Source organism: Nonomuraea antimicrobica, from assembly GCF_039536965.1.
GTDB lineage: Bacteria > Actinomycetota > Actinomycetes > Streptosporangiales > Streptosporangiaceae > Nonomuraea > Nonomuraea antimicrobica.
In genome coordinates this window covers 23517-41841 of the sequence record NZ_BAAAZP010000096.1, presented here as the reverse complement: position 1 = coordinate 41841, position 18325 = coordinate 23517, and the positions used below count along the sequence as shown (strand labels likewise).

Here is an 18325-nt window from a genome sequence, read left to right as displayed (position 1 = left end):
GGGCCATGTCCGCGCTGGCCGCGCTCGGCGCCGCCCTGCCGGCGGCCGCCGACAACCGCGGCCGGGCCCGGGTGCTGGCCGGTCTGCCGTCCGGCTGGCGCAACGTCCGCTCGCAGCCGCGCCGCGCCCACTTCGAGGAGTGCCCGCCGGTCGTCTACGATCCCGTCCCCGAAGGCGTCACGGTCATCAGCGCGGGGCCGCACGAGGTGGTCCTGGAGAGCGACGGCGTCCGGCGCAGGTTCGAGGTGGCCAGGTACGACGACGACCCCAGGGTGTACGTCGACCACGCCGAGGGCCACGCCGCGCTGACCCCCGTCCCCGTCCTGCCCGAACCCGCCGACGACGTCGCGCCCGGATCCCTGCTGGCCCCGATGCCGGGTAGCGTGCTGCGGGTCGAGGTGGCGCCCGGCGACCGAGTGGCCAGGGGCCAGGCGGTCGTGGTCATCGAGGCGATGAAGATGGAGCACCGGATCACCGCACCGGCCGACGGCGTGGTGTCCGGCGTACACGTGGAGAAGGGCCGCCAGGTCGACGCGGGAGCGGTGCTGGCGGTCATCCAGGAGGGGAAGTCATGACGGGCCTGGTGCACAAGGACCTCGCGGCGGGGATCGCGACGATCACGCTCGACTCGCCGCCCAACCGCAACGCGCTGTCCGTACGCCTGCTGGCCGACCTGTCGGACCGGCTGGCCTGGGCGCTGGCCGAGCCGGCGGCCAGGGTGATCGTGCTGACCGCCACGGGCAAGGTGTTCTGCTCCGGGGCCGACCTCAAGGAGCAGCGCGCCGCGGAGGATCGGCCGGGCGCTCCCGTGACGGCGTCGTTCCCGCAGGTCCTGGAGCTGCTCTGGGAGAGCCCCAAGCCGGTGATCTGCCGGCTCAACGGCACCGCGCGGGCGGGTGGCCTGGGGCTGGTCGCGGCGTGCGACTTCGCGATCGCGCCGCTGACGGCGTCGTTCGCGTTCACCGAGGTACGCCTCGGGGTCGTGCCCGCCATGATCTCGGTGCCGGTGCTCAGGAGGCTCGGCCCCCGCGCGGCGGCCGACTACTTCCTGACCGGCGAGGTGTTCGACGCCGCGCGGGCGGTGGAGATCGGCCTGCTGTCGAAGGCCGTGCCGGAGGACGAGCTCGACGCGGCCGTCGCCCACTACGCCGAGATGCTGACGAAGGGCGGGCCCGAGGCGCTGGCGATCACGAAGCGGATGGTCAGGGAGGTGCCCGGGATGTCGTTCGGTGAGGGGCTGCGGCGGATGACCGAGCTGTCGGCCGAGCGGTTCACCTCGGAGGAGGGCCAGGAGGGCATCGCCGCGTTCATGGCCAAGCGCCCGCCCGCGTGGGTCCCGCCACAGGTCTGATCATGGTCTTGCGGATCGCGAACTGCAGCGGCTTCTACGGCGACCGGCTCTCCGCCGCCAGGGAGATGGTCGAGGGCGGGCCGATCGACGTGCTGACCGGCGACTGGCTGGCCGAGCTGACGATGTTCATCCTGGCCGGCAACCGGCTCAAGGGCCGTCCCGGCTACGCGCCGACGTTCCTGCGCCAGGTGGAGGACGTCCTCGGGCCCTGCCTCGACCGGGGCATCAAGATCGTGGCGAACGCGGGCGGGCTCGACCCGGCCGGGTGCGCGGCCGCCGTTCACGAGCTGGCCTCGCGGCTGGGCCTGTCGCCCGCCGTCGCGTACGTGACCGGCGACGACCTCACCGGCCACCCGCTCGACCTGGTCAACGCCGACACGGGCGAGCGCCTCGACGCCACGCCCCTGACCGCCAACGCCTACCTCGGCGGCCGGCCCATCGCCGCCGCGCTGTCCGCGGGCGCGGACGTCGTGGTGACCGGCCGCGTGACGGACGCGGCGCTGGTGACGGGCCCCGGCATCTGGCGGTACGGATGGGGGCCCGGCGACCTCGACCCGCTCGCGGGCTCGGTGGTGGCGGGGCACGTCATCGAGTGCGGCTGCCAGGCGACCGGCGGCAACTACGCGTTCTTCCAGGACGTGCCCGACCTCGCGCACTGCGGCTTCCCGCTCGCCGAGCTGCGCGCGGACGGCTCGGCCGTGATCACCAAGCACCCCGGCACGGGCGGGCTCGTCTCGATCGGCACGGTCACCGCGCAGCTCGTCTACGAACTGGGCGGCCCCCGCTACCTCGGCCCCGACGTGGTCGCCCGCTTCGACACGATCACGCTGACCGACGACGGGCCCGACCGGGTGCTGGTCTCGGGCGTGCGCGGCGAGCCGCCGCCCGGCACGCTCAAGGTCGCGGTCAACCACCTGGGCGGATACCGCAACACGATGACGCTCGTGCTGACCGGCCTCGACGTGGCGGAGAAGGCGCGGGTGGCGGAGGAGGCGATCTGGGCGCGGGTCCCGCGGGAGTCGTTCGACGAGGTGGACGTGACGCTCACCGGCTCGGGGCTGCTGCGGATCACGGTCATGTCGGCGGACGAGCGGCTGGCGGGGCGCGCGTTCTCCGCGGCCGTGACCGAGACGGGGCTGGCGAGCTACCCGGGCCTCCACGGCCTCACCCCGCCTGGCAACGCCTCGCCGTACGGGGTGTACTGGCCGGTCCTGGTGCCGCGCTCGGAGGTCCGGCCCAGGGTGTTCCTGGACGGGGAGGAGATCCCGTACGCGGAGCCCGACGTGCCCGACGTGCCCGTCGCGGCCCCCGTGCCCTCCGGTCCTGCGGCGCGATCGGCGGCGGGCTCGTGGGGCGGGGAGGCGACCGTCCCCGTGCCGCTCGGGCGGATCGCCGGAGCGCGGTCGGGCGACAAGGGCGGCAACGCCAACCTGGGCGTCTGGACGGACACCCGCGACCGGTACGACTGGCTGGCCGCCCACCTCACCACCGGCACGCTCAAGCGGCTGCTCCCCGGGCTGGCTCCGTACCGGGTGGACCGCCACGACCTCCCCAACCTCAAGGCGCTCAACTTCGTCGTCCACGGCCTCCTGGGCCGTGGGGTGTCGGCCAGCCCGCGCATGGACCCGCAGGCGAAGGCCCTGGGCGAGGAGCTGCGCGCCTGCCCGGTGGAGATCCCCCGGTCCCTGACCCCCTGAGTGCCCGCGGAGGGCGCTCGCCCCTCAACAAACACTTTGAGCGCGGCCTCCCCCATGGAGAAGGATGTCCCCATGACCGTACGCCGCCTCTCGACCGACGACCTCGACGACTGCGTCCGCCTGGCCGAAGACCGCGACTGGCCGCCCGAGCGGCATAAGTGGCGGCTGCTGTTCGACCTCGGCGAGGCGTACGGCATCGACGCCCCCGACGGCGACGGCCTGGCCTCGACCGCCGTCCTGACCCGCTACGGCGACGACCACGCGGCGATCAGCATGGTCCTGACCGCCTCCAGGTTCGGCAGGCAGGGCCTGGCCCGCAGGGTCATGGAGCACCTGCTGGCGCAGGCCGGCGGGCGCACGGTCTCTCTCTACGCCACCGAGCAGGGCCGCCCCCTCTACGAACGGCTCGGCTTCCGCGTCATCTGCCGCGCGGCCAAGCACACGGGCGTCTTCCAGGGCGAGCCCTCCGGGAGGACCCGCCCGGCCACGGAGGCTGACCTGGACCGCGTCCTGGAGCTGGACGCCGAAGTGTTCGGCACGGACCGGTCGGCGGCGCTGCGGCGGATGTTCGACTTCGGCGTGCGCGTACGCGTGGCCGACGGCGGCTTCGGACACTGCTGGCGCAACGACGGCAACACCGTGATCGGGCCGGTCGTGGCCGGGGACGAGGAGACCGCCCAGGCGCTGATCGGTGACCTGGCGCTGGACGCGGGCGGCGAGGTGCGCATGGACTTCGACCTGGCCAAGGAGAAGATGATCAGGTGGGCGGGCGAGCACGGCATCGGCGAGCCGTGGACGGTCTCGGTCATGTCGCGCGGCGGCGAGCCGCCCGGTGACCGCTCCCGGCAGTTCCTGCCGTTCATGCAGGCCCTGGGTTGACCGTGCGCGCGGCGCTCTCGTAGGGTCGCCCGCTAGAATATCGTTCTGTAGAAGGGCGGTCCATGAGCTCCACCCACATCGACGTCGGCGCCATCGACCTCGACGAGCTGGGCGCGTGGATGGACGCCCAAGGGCTGCCCGGCGGCCCGATCACGGGCCCGGCGCCGGTCCTGGGCGGCACGCAGAACGTCATGGTCCGCTTCGAGCGCGGCGGCCGCCCCTACGTGCTGCGCCGCCCGCCCGTGCACGCCCGCCGCAAGAGCAACGAGGTGCTGCGCCGCGAGGCGCGGGTGCTGGCGGCGCTGCGCGACACGCCCGTGCCCGCGCCCCGGGTGGTGGCCGCGCAGACCGAGCGCGAGCCGGTGTTCTATCTGATGGAGCCGGTCGACGGGTTCAACCCCTCGACGGGGCTGCCCGAGCCGCACGCGTCCGACGCGGCGATCAGGCACCGCATGGGGCTGGAGGCCGCGGCGGCGCTGGCCGAGCTGGGGCGGGTCGATCCGGGCGTGCTGCCGGGGTTCGGGCGGCCGGAGGGCTTCCTGGAGCGGCAGGTGCCGCGCTGGCTCAAGGAGCTCGACTCGTACGGTGAGCTCGACGGCTATCCAGGGCCCGACATCCCCGGCCTGCACGAGACGGCCGACTGGCTGACCCGCCACCTGCCCCGTACGTTCGCGCCGGGCGTCATGCACGGCGACTACCACTTCGCGAACCTCATGTTCGCCTGCGACGGCCCCCGCGTGGCCGCGATCGTCGACTGGGAGATGTGCACGATCGGCGACCCACTCGTGGACCTCGGCTGGTTGCTGGCCACCTGGCCCGCCAACAACGGCCACGTGCCGGGGCTGCCGCCGCCGAGGGAGATCGTCGCGTACTACGCGGCGCTGTCGGAGCGTGACCTGTCGGCCGTCGGCTGGTACGCGGTCATGGCCTGCTTCAAGCTCGGCATCGTGCTCGAAGGCAGCCACGCGCGGGCGTTCGCCGGCAAGGCGCCCAAGGACATCGGCGACCTGTTGCACGCGACGACGCTGGGGTTGTTCGAGCGGGCGCGGGCGTTCATGGAGGGCGAGCTGGATTAGGTCGCCGGGCCGCAATGGCAGGCGTTCACGGACAGCCTTTTATCACGATTTATGGAAGTACGAACGTGGATTGATCCCATAGCCATACTATTGCGCGCAATTGCACCGATTTACGGGGAAGGATTGTCATGCGCATGCGGTTCCTCGGCTCCACCTCGGAGGCGGGCGCCTGCCCCACCCTGTACGAGACCGACCGCGGCACCATCGTGGTGCAGGGTCTGCAGGTGACCGACGCGGAGGCGCTCGCCGACCTCCGCGACGTGCTCGACGGCGAGACCGCGGTCGAGGTGCCCCGCGAGTTGATCACCGAGATCGCCCGCCGGGTCCTGCCCGACGCCCGCGCCGGCTCCGGCACGACGGCGGCAATCGCTTTCCCCACCAGTGGAGGAACACCCTCGGCCACCACCTGATCACAATCGGCGCGGGCCCTGGCATGATCGGCCGTCACAGGGCTAGCCTCTTGCTGCGTGACGTCCTTTCAGCAGGCGCGCATCGACCTCGGCAGCCAGTTGCGCCAACTGCGCGAGTCCGCCCAACTGTCGGGCAAAGAGTTGGCCGAGCGGCTGCGCTGGCAGCCGTCCAAGGTCTCCCGGCTGGAGAACGCCCGGCAGACGGCCACCGAGGACGACGTGGTCGTGTGGGCGCAGGCCGTCAACGCCCTGCCCGACACCACCGACGAGCTGATCAGGCAGTCGATCGCGCTGCTCGAACGGCACGACGACTGGAAACAGCGCCACCGCAGCGGCCTGGCCGCGCTCCAGGAGGACATCCGCGACCTGGAGGCGCGCACGAAGCTCTTCCGCGTCTTCGAGCCGGGCATCGTCGTGGGCCTGCTGCAGACCTCCGAGTACGCCCGGCACGTGTTCCGCAAGGTCAAGCGGCTCTACAGCGCCGCCGACCAGATCGACGCGGCGGTCCGGGTACGCATGCAGCGCCAGGAGATCCTCTACGACCGGACCCGCACGTTCCGGTTCGTGGTGACCGAGGCGGCGCTGCGCACGGCGCTGGCCCCGCCCGACGTGATGCGCGGCCAGCTCGACCGCCTGCTCGCCGTCAGCACGCTGCCGAACGTGGAGTTCGGCGTGATCCCGTTCAGCACCGAGCTGCCCGCCAACCCGATCAACGGCTTCTGGATCTACAACGAGGCGCTGGTCGCGGTCGCCACCATGACGAAGGACTTCATCCTGCGCGATCCCGATGACATCGCCTTCTACGTGCGGGCCTTCGAGGACTACGCGAAAGCGGCCGAGTTCGAGGAGACGGGGAGAGAAGTCATCATCGCGATTCTTCGCGAATACCGGCAACAAACCGCACATTAACCGCAGCAATTGCTTGCCTCCCGACCCAAGATCGTGCAATTCTGTCGCGAGACGTTGCGGAGGTGACGCATGATGCTGGATACCGCGCTCTGCCTCGAGCGGCTCGCGTGGCACGCGAGTCGGCACGCTGATCTGGCGGTCCATCGCCTCTCGTTGTCGAGCGACCCGGCATACGTGTCGGTCCGCAACCGCTTCTCGGCCACCCTCGCGGAGACGGTGACCTGTTCCGAGGAGGGCGCCTTCATCACGTCGTGGGGCTACCGCCTGGGCACCGCCGACGACGTGGAGTCCGCCGCCGCCCGCCTGGCCTTCCTCCTGGCCGCACTGCCCGCCTGACGCCCTCCTCCAGCGGGGTGCCGCGGGCGCGCCTGGGGTACGGTGCCCCACCTCGTGGGGCACCTCTCATGTCGTGGCCGTCAAGGCTCCGCCCCTGCGTCGGGAGGAGCCCTCGGCCCGGCTATCCGGCGCAGTCGTACAGGCCGTCCTGACCCTCGACCGCCGTGCAGTTCTCCTGCACCCAGGTCATCGCCTCACTGCCGCCACGGCCGCCGCCGCCTGACATGACGTAGCGGAGCTGCCCCGACGAGACCAGGGACTGCAGACGCTCCACGGTCATGGCGGGGTCGCTGCCGGTGAAGCCGCCCATGGCGATCACGGGCTTGCCCGTGGACAGGATCAGGGCCGACGCCTCCCTGGCGCTGCCCACCGCCACCAACCAGGTGGCGTTGCCCTGGTTGGCCACCAGGTAGTCGGCCATCGCGTCGTTACCGCCGCCGCCGGGTCCGCCCCGGCCGCCGCCCGGTTGCCCCGTGGCGCCGGGCTGGCCGTCCTGGCCGGGCTGCCCGCCCTGCGCATCTTGCCCGGTCTGACCGTTCTGGCCGTTGGGCCGCGCTGGGCGGTCGGGCTGGGCGGTTCCGGCCGGCTGGTCGTCGCCGCCCTGCTGGTCGCGCCAGCCACGGGACGACTGGCCGCCTCCGGGCATTCCCCCTTGCCCCCCGAAGCGCATCCCGCCGCCCGTCGCGGGTCCGGCGGTCGGGTTCGTGCCGTTGATCGGCGACTGCAATGGCGTCACCGCGTACGCCGCGGGCCCGGCCAGCCCGCCGATCACCGCGGCCGCCAGCGCGACCGCCGTGACGCGTACGGTCACCAGCGCCCGCACCCTGGCCAGCGCGAGCACCCCCACGGCCACCAAGGTCGCCCCGAGCACGACCCAGGCCAGCCACGGCGCCCAGTCGGGCGTACGGCGCAGCACCACGAACGACCACGCGCCGGTCACGGCGACCGCCGTCGGCAGTACCCAGGCCCACGAACGCGACGCCCGGTACGCCTGCCACATCGCCACCACGCCCATCCCGCACAGCGCCGCCACCGCCGGAGCCATGGCGGTCGTGTAGTACGGGTGGAAGGTGCCGCTGGAGAAGCTGAACACCACGGCGTGCACGACCAGCCAGCCGCCCCACATCAGCCAGGCCGCCCCCGGCGGACCGTCACCTGACGTGAGCCCCCGCCGCCTGGCGAGGACCGCGAACACCAGCGCCACCACGCAGAACGGCAACAGCCACGAGATCTGCCCGGCGAGGATGTCGTTGAACAGCCGCCCGGCGCCCGACTCGCCGCCGAAGCCACGGCCGCCCCCGAAGCCACCGCCGGCACCGCCCTCCCCGAAGATCCGGCCCAGGCCGTTGTAGCCGACGACCAGGTCCCAGACGGTGTTGTCGGTCGAGCCGCCGATGTAGGGCCTGGAGTCCTCGGGCCACAGGTCGGCGACGACCATCCACCAGCCGCTCGACACGACCAGCACGCCCCCGGCCGCCAGCAGGTGCCCGATCCGCCGGGGCCACGTGGCCCGCGCGCACACCAGGTACGCCAGCGCGAACGCCGGAACCACCAGGTACGCCTGCAACATCTTGGCGTTGAACCCCAGCCCCACGAAGAAGGCCGCCAGCAGCAGCGGGCGCAGCCGCCCCGTACGCAGCGCCTCCAGGCAGAACCACGCCGCCGCGACCAGCAGCAGCACCAGGACGGTGTCGGGGTTGTTGTCGCGGTTGATCGCCACGGTGATCGGGGTCAGGGTCATGACGACGGCCGCGACCAGGGCCGCCACGTGCCCGGCGGCTCTCCCTGTACGACCGGCCACGTCGAAGGCCCGGCGGACGGCCGAGTACACCAGCCCGACGGCGGCCACCCCGGCCAGCGCCTGCGGGAGCAGCATGCTCCATGTGGAGTACCCGAAGATCCGCGCCGACAGGCCCATCACCCACAGCGCCAGCGGCGGCTTGTCCACGGTGATGAAGGAGCCCGCGTCGAGCGCCCCGAAGAAGAACGCCTTCCAGCTCTGCGTGCCGGACAGGACGGTGGCGGCGTAGTACTCGTTGGCGTTGCCGCTCAGCCCCCAGGCGTACAGGACGAACGCGACGGCCAGCACCGCCCAGAGCGCGGGCCGCGCCCAGCGGGGATCGTCCGCGTCGCCGAGGAAGACGCGGGCGAGCAGGGGGCGGCTCCTGGGCGCCCGGTGCCCGGCCGCCCGCAGAGCGGTAGCGGTCATCGGGTGCTCCCCTGCCGCTTGGGGTTGAAGACCCACACGCGCAGCAGCATGAACCGGACGAGGGTGGCGGCCGCGTTCGCGATCACGACGGCGACCAGTTCCACGCCGTGCGAGACCCCGTCTGGCAGCAGCGCCAGGCTGCCGGAGGTGAGCGCCAGCCCGACCAGGAACGCGATCAGCCCTTCGAACTGGTGCCGCAGCGCCCCGCCCGCCCCCTTGACGCCGAAGGTGAAGCGGCGGTTGGCGGCGGTGTTGGCCACGGCGGTGACCAGCAGCGCGATCGCGTTGGCCGTCAGCGGCGGCACGATCTGGCGCAGCAGGGAGTACAGCAGCAGGTACGACAGCGTGCAGATCGCGCCGACGATCGCGAAGCGCGGGAGCTGCCTGGCCATGCCCTTGGGCAGTTCGGCCCGCTCGACCCGGGCGGGCACCGGGATGCGCGCCGCGCCGGACAACGTCTTGCGCCCCACCCGCGCCAGGCCGCGCAGGTCGTCGAGCGCGGTCTGCACGATGTCCACCCGGCTGTCGGGGTCGTCCACCCAGTCCACGGGCACCTCGTGGATGCGCAGTCCGTGGCTCTCGGCCAGGAGCAGCAGCTCGGTGTCGAAGAACCACTGCTCGTCCTCGACGGCGGGCAGCAATGCCTGGGCGATCTCCGTACGGACGGCCTTGAATCCGCACTGCGCGTCGGAGAACCCCGCTCCCATGCCGAAGCGCAGCAGCAGGTTGTACGAGCGGGAGATGAACTCCCGCTTGGGCCCCCGCTCGACCCGTGACGCCCTGGCCAGGCGGGTGCCGATGGCCAGGTCGCTGTGGCCCGACAGCAGCGGCGCCACCAGCGGCAGGAACGCGTCCAGGTCGGTGGACAGGTCCACGTCCATGTAGCTGACGACGTCGGCCTCGCTCTGCGACCAGACCCGGCGCAGCGCCCGCCCGCGCCCCTTCTCGTCGAGGTGCACCGCTCGTACGAAGGTCAGCTCCCTGGCCAGTTCGACCGCGAGCTGCCAGGTGTTGTCGGTGCTGGCGTTGTCGGCGATCGTGATGCGGAAGCCGTAGGGAAAGTTCCTGTTGAGGTAGGTATGCAGCCGGGTGACGCTGTCCTGTAGCGCCCGCTGCTCGTTGTAGACGGGGACGACCACCTCGACCAGGCGTGTCCTTACTGCTGTTGTCTCCATGCAGCAAGCTCACGATTCAGGTCTTTAACGTGCCTTATCCATTTCTGAGTTGCGGATGAGAGTTCCCGGTAGCTCCAGGGTCGCGATGGCGCCGCCGCCCGGCGCGTTGGCCAGACTGACCGTCCCCCCGGCCTCGGCGACGGCCTGCGCCACGATCGCCAGCCCGAGCCCGGAGCCGGGCAGGCTGCGGGCCGACGGGGAGCGCCAGAAGCGTTCGAAGACGTGCGGCAGCTCCTCCTCCGACAGCCCAGGGCCGTGGTCGCGCACGGTCAGGCGGCCGTCGCGCAGCTTCACCTCGACCCGGCCGCCGGGGCTGAACTTGGCGGCGTTGTCGACCAGGTTGAGCACGGCGCGTTCGAGCGAGGTGGCGCTGCCCACGACGTACCAGGGGCGCAGGTCGGTGGAGACCTCCGCGCCGCGCAGCCTGGCGCGCTCGACGGCGGCGGTGACCACCCCGTGGAAGCCCAGCTCGACGTGCGGCTCGTGGTCGGTGTCGCCCCTGGCGAGCTGGAGCAGGTCGGCGACGAGCGTGGACAGCTCGGCGAACTGCGCCTTCACGTTGATCAGCAGGCGTTCCTTGGCGCCTGGATCGAGGCTGCGGCCGGTCTGCTCGCTGCGCAACAGCAGGTCGATGTTGGTGCGCAGGGTGGTGAGCGGGGTACGCAGCTCGTGCCCGGCGTCGGCGACGAGCTGTTTCTGCCGCTCTCGTGACCCGGCCAGCGCGGCCGTCATGGCGTTGAAGGACGACGACAGGCGCGCGATCTCGTCGTCGCCCCTGACGGGGATGCGGGTGTCGAGGTCCTCGGTCTGCGCGATGTGCTCGACCGCCTGGGTCAGGTCGCCCACGGGGCGCAGGGCGGCCCGCGAGATCACCAGCCCGGCCCAGGCCGCGCCCACCACCCCGAGCGCGGTGATGCCGCCCAGCGTGATCGCCGCGATCCGCATCATGTTCTGGACGTCGTGGGTCGGCCGCGCCTCCAGGACCGCCACGCCGGGCCTGAAGTTGACCGCGACCACGCGGACCGGCTTGCCGTCACGGGTCTCGCCGGTGCGGAACTGCGGCTCGCACGGCTTCAGCGCCGTCAGATCCTTCTGCAGGTCAGGCACGATGGGCGGACCGAGCGAGCACGTGGTGCCGTCGGCGAACAGCAGCGTCGCCATGCCGTCGTAAGGAATGTACGAGCCGTCGGGTGTGCAGTTGCGCTCGAGGTAGCGCTTGTCGCCCTGCCTCGCCGACTCCAGGTTGCTCCGGTCGAGATTGCTCATGAGCTGGCTCTGCGTGATGTACCACGACACGCCCGCGCACATCGCGATGGCGAGCGCCACGGCCACCGTGACCAGCAGCGTCAGACGGGTGTGCAGGCTGCCGCGCATGAGCAGGCGGCTCACGCGCGCCCGTGGACCCTCCCTGCTCACGGCGCGGCCCGGAGCACATAACCCACCCCGCGCACCGTGTGGATCACTCTCGGCTCTCCGGCGGCCTCGGTCTTGCGCCGTAGGTACATCACGTAGACGTCGAGCGAGTTGGATGTCGGCTCGAAGTCGAAGCCCCACACCTCGCTGAGGATCTGGTCCCGGGTCAGCACCTGGCGCGGGTGCGCGAGGAACAGCTCCATCAGCAGGTATTCGGTGCGGGTCAGGTCGAGCGTGCGCGCGCCGCGGGTGACCTCTCTGGTCGCCGGGTCCATGCGCAGGTCGCCGTACGAGAGCGTGTCGCCCTCGGGGGTGCCCGCGCTCAGCGCGCCCCGGCGCAGCAGCGCCCGCACCCGGGCCAGCAACTCGTCCAGCTCGAACGGCTTGACCAGATAGTCGTCGGCCCCCGCGTCGAGCCCCGACACCCGGTCGCCCACCGCGTCGCGGGCGGTGAGCATGAGGACCGGGACGTGGTTGCCCGAGGCCCGGAGCCTGCGGCACGCGGTGAGCCCGTCGAGGCGCGGCATCATGACGTCGAGCAGCACCGCGTCGTAGGTCTCCGCCGCCAGCGCGTCGAGTGCCTGGTGCCCGTCGTCGGCGGTGGTGACCTTGTAGCCCTCGAACTCCAGGCTCGACTGCAGCGCCTCGCGCAACGCGGGCTCGTCGTCCACTACCAGCAATCGTGCGGGCTCACTCATGTTCACAAACGCTAGGGGTTGATCATGAAAACGCTATGAACGATTTCACGGAGATTTTATGAGGATCACTTTCAGGAGGATCGCCACGTGACGGGCACGGCTTTGAACCTCGCGACGGCTCCATCGTACTTCGCGGGCGGCTTCTCGTCGGCAACGGTCTCCCGCGGCGTCATTGCCGAGATCGAGCACCGGGGCACCCCGGGAGTGAGGCGCTCCGCGTCGACAGGCGGTCAGGTGATCGTTCCGGGGCGCAGCAGGGCCATCGCCGCGTTGTGACCGCCGATTCCGCTGACGCCGCCGCCCCTGCGCGCTCCGGCGCCGCACATCAGGACGCGTTCGTGCTCGGTCTCCACGCCCCATCCGCCTTCTTCCGCGTACGGCCAGCTCAGGTCGGTGTGGAAGATGTGGCCGCCGGGGAGCGAGGCGTCCCGTTCGAGGTCGACGGGGGTTTTGACCTCCACGCACGGGCTGCCGTCGGGGGCGGTGAGCAGGCATTCCTCGATGGGTTCGGCCAGCACGGAGTTGATGGAGGCAAAGGTGGCAGCCAACGCCGCTTTCCGCGCTTTTTCTGGATCTTGCCGGAAAAGTCGGGCGGGCATGTGGAGGCCGAACAGCGTCATCGTCTCGGCCCGGCCTCTCAGCTCGGGCCCGAGGATGGAGGAATCGGTCAGGGAATGGCAGTAGACCTCGGCGGGCGGCAATTCCGGGATCTCTCCCCGTGCCGCCTGCGCGTAGGCCGTCGCGAGCTGGTCGCGTCCCTCGTTGATGTGGAACGTACCGCTGAAGGCCGCCCGCGGATCCACGGACGGGTCCGCCAGCCTCGGCAGCCGCGTCAGCACCATGTTGACCTTGAGCTGCGCGCCCTCGGGCACCGCCGGCCGCCCGCCCGTGAGCCGGTCGAGCACGGCCGGCGGCAGGTTGACCAGCACGTGGCCGCCGTTCACGGTGTGCTCGCCGTCTTCCGCCACGAACGTCACCTCGCCCGACGACGGTGAGATGCCGATGATCTCCGCCCCGGTCCTGATCTCGGCGCCCGCCCGCCGCGCCGCCGCCTCCAGCGCGCCGGAGACCGCGCCCATGCCGCCGACGGGGACGTTCCACTCGCCGGTGCCGTCGCCGATCACGTGGTAGAGGAAGCACCGGTTGGCCAGCAGGTCGGTGGCGGGGTCGGCGAACGTGCCGATCAGCGCGTCGGTCAGCACGACGCCGCGTACGGTGTCGTCGGCGAAGCGCTCGTCCACGGTCGCGCCGATCGGCCGCGCGAACAGGTCGCGCCACGCCTCCTGGCCGACCAGCCGCTCGATCTCGGCCTGGGTGCGCAGCGGTTCGAGGAGGGTGGGGGCGAGCACCCGCGCCACCTCGGCGGTCAGGCCGTAGAACCGCCGCCACGCCCCGTGGTCGGCCTCGCCCCCGGTCACCTCTCTGAACGAGGCCGCCGTACGCAGGTCGTCCTCGTTGTCGACGAGCAGGCCGGTGCCGCCCTTCGGGGTGTAGGAGGCGTACCGGCGGCGGCGCAGCTCCAGATCGAGCCCCAGATCGCGGACGATCCGCGACGGAAGCAGGCTGACCAGGTACGAATAGCGCGACAGCCGCACGTCCACGCCGGGAAACGCCTGGGCGGAGACCGCCAGGCCGCCCACCTGCCCGTACCGCTCCAGCACGAGCACCCGCCGCCCGGCCTTGGCGAGGTACGCCGCGGCGACCAGCCCGTTGTGCCCGCCACCTGCCACGATCACGTCATACGCGCCCATCCCCGCACCTTACGACCCACCCCGCACCCCGCGTCAACGCCCACCCGCACCTCCCAAAAGGCCACCGACGACGGTCAGAGGCGTCGTGCCCCGGTCAGGGGCGGCTGGCGATGGTGAGGAGGGTCGCGGCCGGGCCGGTCAGGGCGCGACCGCGGCGCCACACCGCGCGCAGGCTCCGTACCAGGTTGATCCCCGACAGGGGCACCTCCACCAGCCGTCCCGTGGCCACGTCGGACTCCACCGCGTACCCGCTCAGCACCGCCGGGGCGGCCCCCGCCTGCGCCGCGCCCTTGACCGCCGAGTTGGACCCCAGCTCCAGCCGCGGGCTGGCCCGGTGCAGGCGGCCGAAGGCGACGTCGAGGGTCTCGCGCGTGCCCGAGCCCGGCTCCCGCACCACGAGCGGCGTGGCGGCCAGCTCCGGCCCCCTCAGCGCCGTACGCCGGCGGGCCCACGGATGCCCCGGCGCCACCACGACGACGAGCCGGTCGGTCCCCACGACGCGCCCGGCCAGCCCGTCGGGCACCGTGGGCCCCTCGACGAAGCCCAGCTCCACCTCCTCGGCCAGCACCCGGGCCGCGACGTCGGCGGAGTTGACCACGTCGAGCCCCACCTGCACCTCGGGCTCCCGGTTCTGCAGCTCCCCGAGCCAGCGCGGCACCAGATACTCGGCCACGGTCATGCTCGACGCCACCCGCAGATGGGCGGCCTCGGTGTGGCGTACGGCCTGGGCGGCGCGCATCAGCTCGTCCGCCGCGGCGAGCACCTGCGCGGCCCAGCCGGCCACCATCCTGCCCTCGGAGGTGAGCGTGGAGCCGCGCGGGGTGCGTTCGATCAGGGGCAGGCCGAGGCGGCGTTCGAGCTGGGCGATCCGCTTGCTCGCCGACGGCTGCGCGATGCCCGCGGCCCTGGCTGCCCGGCCGAGGCTGCCCAGCTCGCCGACGTCGACGAGGAGCTTGAGTGAGCCGAGGTCGGGGAGCGCAGTCATAGCCACAGGCTATGACCTCCCAGGCAATCACCGGCTACCGGTGGGGTCGGCCGCTCAAAAGACTGGGATCATGACCGTCGGCACCCACGGACCCAACGCCGCCGCCCCGCCCCCCACCTCCCCCGGCAAACACGCGTCAGCCGGAAACTCCGCGCCCGCCGCAGGGGCCGCATCCCCCGGTGACTCCGCACCCGCCGCAGGCACCACCTCCGCCAGTGACTCCGTGCCCACCGGAGGGGCCGCGTCCCCCGGTGACTCCGCGCCCGCCGGAGAGACCGGGTCCACCAGTCGCTCCACGCCCGCTGGAGGGGCCGCGCCCTTCAGTCGCTCCGCGCCCGCAGTGCGTCTCCCCGCCCCCGTCACCGCTCTCCGGAGGGTGCGGCTGCTCTGGCCCGGGGTCGGGGTAACGGTGGTGGCGGTGCTGTTCTCGGTGTTCGTCAGCCGGTACGTCCCCGCGCTCAGCCCCGCCGTCGTCGCCGTGGTCACCGGCGCGGCCCTGGCCAACGTGGCACGGCTCGCGGAGCGGTCCAGGACCACGGCGTACCTGCCGACGTTCGAGCCAGGGCTGGCGTTCGTGTCCCGCCGGGTGCTGCGTACGGCGGTCGCGCTGCTCGGCCTGCAGATCGCCCTCCCGCAGGTGCTCGCGCTCGGCTGGCGGACGCTGGCCGTCGTGGTCGTCGCCACGGGGCTCACGTTCGCCGTCACGCCGCTGATCGGCCGCCGGCTCGGGCTGAGCCCGGGGACGTCGCTGCTCATCGCGACGGGCGTGTCCATCTGCGGCGCCTCCGCGATCGCCGCCATGCGCGAGAGCACCGACCTCCCCGACGGTGACGACGCCGCGGCAGGAGCCCTGAGCGTCGTGGTCCTGTACGGCACCGCGGCCATCGCCGTCATCCCCCTGCTGGCGTCCCTCGTGGACCTGTCGCCCGAGCAACTCGGTGTGTGGACGGGCGCCGCCGTGCACGAGGTGGCGCAGGTGGCCGCGATCGGCGCGGCGTCGGGCGTGCTGGCCGGGGCCGTGACGGTCAAGCTGGCCCGCGTCATCCTGCTGGCCCCGCTGGTCGCCCTGACGTCCTACCGGCACCGCCGCGCCACCGCCACCGCCACCGCCACCGTCCGCCCCACCGACCGCCCCACCGAACGCACCGCCCGACGCCTGTCGCGCCCGCCTGTCGTGCCGCTGTTCGTGGCCGTCTTCCTGGCGATGGTGGCCCTGCGCAGCACCGGCTGGGTGCCCGCGCCCGTCGTCCAGGCGGTGCCCACGGTCACGAACGTGCTCATGGCCGCCGCCCTCTTCGGCCTCGGAACCGGCATCGACCTGCGGAAACTGGTCAAGGGCGGCCGGGCGGCACTGCTCGGCGGCATCGCCACGGCGATCATCGCGGCCACGTCGCTGGCGGGGGTCGTCCTCGTCGTGTGATCCTCGAGTGGACGTCCGAGCCAGGCGGCCCGTACGCTGTTCCATTTGGAACAAAATTCGCGAAAGCGACTGTTCCCCGCTTGCTTGGCCAGGGACCACTCAAGGAGCACGAAACTCACGATGCGCACCGCCACCGACTCCGTTCTCCAACCGACCGACGAGGTCGCCGCGGCCCTGGCAACCGGCGCACCGGTGGTGGCGCTGGAGTCCACGATCATCTCCCACGGGCTGCCGCAGCCCCGGAACCTGGAGGTGGCGCGGGAGCTGGAGGGCATCGTACGGGCGGCGGGCGCCGTGCCCGCCACCATCGCCGTGCTGGACGGAGTGCCCCGCATCGGCCTGAACGTGGTGGAGCTGGAGCGCATCGCGACCGAGTCGGGCCTGCGCAAGCTGGGCCAGCGCGACCTGCCCGTGGCCGCGGCGCTGAAGGCGAGCGGCGCGACCACCGTGTCGGCCACGTCGTTCCTGGCCGCCCGCGCCGGGATCCGCGTCTTCGCCACCGGCGGGCTGGGCGGCGTGCACCGCGGCTGGACCGAGGACCAGGACGAGTCCGCCGATCTCGACACGCTCGCCCGTACGCGGATCACCGTGGTGTGCGCGGGCGTCAAGTCGATCCTCGACGTGCCCGCCACGCTCCAGCGGCTGGAGACGCGGGGCGTGAGCGTGGTGGGCTTCCGTACGGACACCTTCCCCGGCTTCTATCTACACTCCTCCGGCCAGCCGATCGACTGGCGCGTCGAGTCGCCCGACGAGGCGGCGGACATCATGCGCGGCCAGGACGCGCTCGGCGGCCCGCAGACGGCGCTGATCGTGGCCAACCCGGTCCCCGAGGACCAGCAGCTCGACCCGGAGCTGCACGACCGCGTGCTGGGTGAGGCGCTGGCGGCGGCGGAGCGCGAGGGCGTCAAGGGTCAGGCGATCACTCCCTTCCTGCTCGGCTACCTGGTGAACGGCACCTCCGGCGCCTCGCTCGAAGCCAACCTCGCCGCCGTGCGCGGCAACACCGCACTCGCCGCCCGGATCGCCCAGTCCTGGTCGCGGTCGTGACGGGCAACGCCCTCCTGGTCATCGGGGACGTCGTCACCGATGTGGTGGCGTTGCACGGTTCTCCGGTCATGTCCGGCACCGACACGGCCGCCGACATCGTCCTGCGTCCGGGCGGCTCGGGCGCGAACACCGCCGCCTGGGCCGCCTGCCTGGGCGCCGAGGTCCGCCTGCTCGCCAAGCTCGGCTACGACAGCAGCGAGTGGCACACCACCGAACTGATCAAGACGGGCGTGCACCCTCACATGGCCGTGGACCCCCACCACCCCACGGCCGTCGTGATCGCGATGGTCGACAAGAGCGGCGAACGCTCGATGCTGACCAACCGCGGCGCCGGGGGCCTGATCTCGGCGGCCGACTGGGACCCGGCCCTGCTCGACGGTGTCGTCTGGCTGCACCTGTCCGGGTACGTCCTGTTCGCCGAGGCGGGGCTCGGGCTGGCCAGGCGTGCCATGGCCGACGCGGGGGCCGCGGGCGTCATCGTCAGCATCGACCCGGCCTCCACGGGGCCGCTGCGCGACTTCGGCGTCGAACGTTTCACCCGCGAGACGGCCCCCGCCGGGCTGATCATCCCCAACCTCGACGAGGCCCTCCTTCTCACCGGGGCCACGACGGCGGAGGCGGCGGCCGTACATTTGAGTGAGACGTACGGCACAGCGGTCGTGAAGCTCGGCGCGGAGGGCGCGCTGGCCGCCGTGGGCGGCGCGGTGGTGGCGACGACGCGGGGGGTGTCCACCGAGGTCGTGGACTCGACGGGAGCGGGCGACGCGTTCGCCGCCGGGTTCCTCTCCGCGACCCTGCGGGGCTCCGGCGAACAGGCGGCGCTGGAGGTAGGTTGCCGTGCCGGTGCCGAATGTGTGGCCCAGGTGGGGGGCCGTCCACGGTACGGTTTGGATCTGAACCGTCTTTACCCTATTCACACTGATTGATAGCTTGCCGCGTAGGCTGCACCATTAGCCACAAGCGTAACGA

Annotated in this window: 17 protein-coding genes; 11 read left to right on the top strand and 6 right to left on the bottom strand. The window is 72.3% G+C overall.

Annotation, left to right across the window (positions count from 1 at the left end; translation table 11 throughout):
* The 8 genes from ABD844_RS26275 to ABD844_RS26240 form a co-directional block, all read left to right on the top strand.
* A partial coding sequence (locus ABD844_RS26275) for a biotin/lipoyl-containing protein (RefSeq protein WP_344883322.1) occupies nucleotides 1-575 on the top strand: 575 nt, incomplete at its 5' end.
* The gene (locus tag ABD844_RS26270) at nucleotides 572-1351 is read left to right on the top strand and encodes an enoyl-CoA hydratase-related protein (protein WP_344883319.1); all 780 of its coding nucleotides are present in this window, start codon (nucleotides 572-574) and stop codon (nucleotides 1349-1351) included. The genes ABD844_RS26275 and ABD844_RS26270, both read left to right, overlap by 4 nt.
* Nucleotides 1352-1353: 2 nt before the next feature.
* Nucleotides 1354-3048 carry an acyclic terpene utilization AtuA family protein gene (locus ABD844_RS26265; RefSeq protein ID WP_344883316.1) on the top strand — a complete coding sequence of 565 codons (1695 nt, stop codon included), beginning with the start codon at nucleotides 1354-1356 and terminating at the stop codon, nucleotides 3046-3048.
* 72 nt (nucleotides 3049-3120) lie between these two features.
* The gene (locus ABD844_RS26260; RefSeq protein ID WP_344883313.1) at nucleotides 3121-3927 is read left to right on the top strand and encodes a GNAT family N-acetyltransferase; all 807 of its coding nucleotides are present in this window, start codon (nucleotides 3121-3123) and stop codon (nucleotides 3925-3927) included.
* 62 nt (nucleotides 3928-3989) lie between these two features.
* Nucleotides 3990-5003: a phosphotransferase family protein gene (locus tag ABD844_RS26255; protein WP_344883310.1), complete on the top strand. Its 1014-nt coding sequence runs from the start codon at nucleotides 3990-3992 to the stop codon at nucleotides 5001-5003.
* Nucleotides 5004-5131: 128 nt separating this feature from the next.
* Nucleotides 5132-5413, top strand: a complete 282-nt coding sequence (locus tag ABD844_RS26250; protein ID WP_344883308.1) for a hypothetical protein — start codon at nucleotides 5132-5134, stop codon at nucleotides 5411-5413.
* A gap of 57 nt (nucleotides 5414-5470) precedes the next feature.
* Nucleotides 5471-6322 (top strand): helix-turn-helix domain-containing protein, encoded by an 852-nt coding sequence (locus tag ABD844_RS26245; protein ID WP_344883305.1) that lies wholly within the window; start codon nucleotides 5471-5473, stop codon nucleotides 6320-6322.
* A gap of 69 nt (nucleotides 6323-6391) precedes the next feature.
* Nucleotides 6392-6658 (top strand): hypothetical protein, encoded by a 267-nt coding sequence (locus ABD844_RS26240; protein WP_344883302.1) that lies wholly within the window; start codon nucleotides 6392-6394, stop codon nucleotides 6656-6658.
* A 121-nt stretch (nucleotides 6659-6779) separates the two neighbouring features.
* Here ABD844_RS26240 and ABD844_RS26235 read toward each other — a convergent pair whose 3' ends face one another.
* From ABD844_RS26235 to ABD844_RS26210, 6 genes are all read right to left on the bottom strand, one after another.
* A complete protein-coding gene (locus ABD844_RS26235) occupies nucleotides 6780-8867 on the bottom strand; it encodes an ArnT family glycosyltransferase (protein ID WP_344883299.1) in 2088 nt (695 codons plus the stop codon).
* The gene (locus tag ABD844_RS26230) at nucleotides 8864-10042 is read right to left on the bottom strand and encodes a bifunctional glycosyltransferase family 2/GtrA family protein (protein ID WP_344883296.1); all 1179 of its coding nucleotides are present in this window, start codon (nucleotides 10040-10042) and stop codon (nucleotides 8864-8866) included. The genes ABD844_RS26235 and ABD844_RS26230 overlap by 4 nt, the downstream gene beginning before the upstream one ends.
* A gap of 24 nt (nucleotides 10043-10066) precedes the next feature.
* A complete protein-coding gene (locus ABD844_RS26225; protein WP_344883293.1) occupies nucleotides 10067-11431 on the bottom strand; it encodes a sensor histidine kinase in 1365 nt (454 codons plus the stop codon).
* Nucleotides 11432-11454: 23 nt separating this feature from the next.
* Nucleotides 11455-12153: a response regulator transcription factor gene (locus ABD844_RS26220; RefSeq protein ID WP_344883290.1), complete on the bottom strand. Its 699-nt coding sequence runs from the start codon at nucleotides 12151-12153 to the stop codon at nucleotides 11455-11457.
* Between the two features lie 230 nt (nucleotides 12154-12383).
* Complete coding sequence (locus ABD844_RS26215; protein ID WP_344883287.1) at nucleotides 12384-13904, bottom strand: phytoene desaturase family protein; 1521 nt, start codon at nucleotides 13902-13904, stop codon at nucleotides 12384-12386.
* Between the two features lie 94 nt (nucleotides 13905-13998).
* Complete coding sequence (locus ABD844_RS26210; protein ID WP_344883284.1) at nucleotides 13999-14889, bottom strand: LysR family transcriptional regulator; 891 nt, start codon at nucleotides 14887-14889, stop codon at nucleotides 13999-14001.
* Nucleotides 14890-15265: 376 nt separating this feature from the next.
* Between ABD844_RS26210 and ABD844_RS26205 the strand changes: the two genes are divergently transcribed.
* The 3 genes from ABD844_RS26205 to ABD844_RS26195 all read left to right on the top strand — a co-directional run bounded on the left by ABD844_RS26205 (nucleotide 15266) and on the right by ABD844_RS26195 (nucleotide 18282).
* A complete protein-coding gene (locus ABD844_RS26205) occupies nucleotides 15266-16309 on the top strand; it encodes a YeiH family protein (RefSeq protein WP_344883281.1) in 1044 nt (347 codons plus the stop codon).
* A 120-nt stretch (nucleotides 16310-16429) separates the two neighbouring features.
* The gene (locus tag ABD844_RS26200) at nucleotides 16430-17356 is read left to right on the top strand and encodes a pseudouridine-5'-phosphate glycosidase (protein ID WP_344883278.1); all 927 of its coding nucleotides are present in this window, start codon (nucleotides 16430-16432) and stop codon (nucleotides 17354-17356) included.
* A complete protein-coding gene (locus tag ABD844_RS26195; protein ID WP_344883275.1) occupies nucleotides 17353-18282 on the top strand; it encodes a carbohydrate kinase family protein in 930 nt (309 codons plus the stop codon). The genes ABD844_RS26200 and ABD844_RS26195 overlap by 4 nt, the downstream gene beginning before the upstream one ends.
* Nucleotides 18283-18325 lie beyond the last annotated feature (43 nt).

Excerpts from the sequence above, each read along its gene's own strand:
- ABD844_RS26270 (WP_344883319.1), top strand. The coding sequence starts at position 572 with ATGACGGGCCTGGTGCACAAGGACCTCGCGGCGGGGATCGCGACGATC.
- ABD844_RS26265 (WP_344883316.1), top strand. The coding sequence starts at position 1,354 with ATGGTCTTGCGGATCGCGAACTGCAGCGGCTTCTACGGCGACCGGCTC.
- ABD844_RS26260 (WP_344883313.1), top strand. The coding sequence starts at position 3,121 with ATGACCGTACGCCGCCTCTCGACCGACGACCTCGACGACTGCGTCCGC.
- ABD844_RS26255 (WP_344883310.1), top strand. The coding sequence starts at position 3,990 with ATGAGCTCCACCCACATCGACGTCGGCGCCATCGACCTCGACGAGCTG.
- ABD844_RS26250 (WP_344883308.1), top strand. The coding sequence starts at position 5,132 with ATGCGCATGCGGTTCCTCGGCTCCACCTCGGAGGCGGGCGCCTGCCCC.
- ABD844_RS26240 (WP_344883302.1), top strand. The coding sequence starts at position 6,392 with ATGATGCTGGATACCGCGCTCTGCCTCGAGCGGCTCGCGTGGCACGCG.
- ABD844_RS26235 (WP_344883299.1), bottom strand. The coding sequence starts at position 8,867 with ATGACCGCTACCGCTCTGCGGGCGGCCGGGCACCGGGCGCCCAGGAGC.
- ABD844_RS26230 (WP_344883296.1), bottom strand. The coding sequence starts at position 10,042 with ATGGAGACAACAGCAGTAAGGACACGCCTGGTCGAGGTGGTCGTCCCC.
- ABD844_RS26220 (WP_344883290.1), bottom strand. The coding sequence starts at position 12,153 with ATGAGTGAGCCCGCACGATTGCTGGTAGTGGACGACGAGCCCGCGTTG.
- ABD844_RS26215 (WP_344883287.1), bottom strand. The coding sequence starts at position 13,904 with ATGGGCGCGTATGACGTGATCGTGGCAGGTGGCGGGCACAACGGGCTG.
- ABD844_RS26210 (WP_344883284.1), bottom strand. The coding sequence starts at position 14,889 with ATGACTGCGCTCCCCGACCTCGGCTCACTCAAGCTCCTCGTCGACGTC.
- ABD844_RS26200 (WP_344883278.1), top strand. The coding sequence starts at position 16,430 with ATGCGCACCGCCACCGACTCCGTTCTCCAACCGACCGACGAGGTCGCC.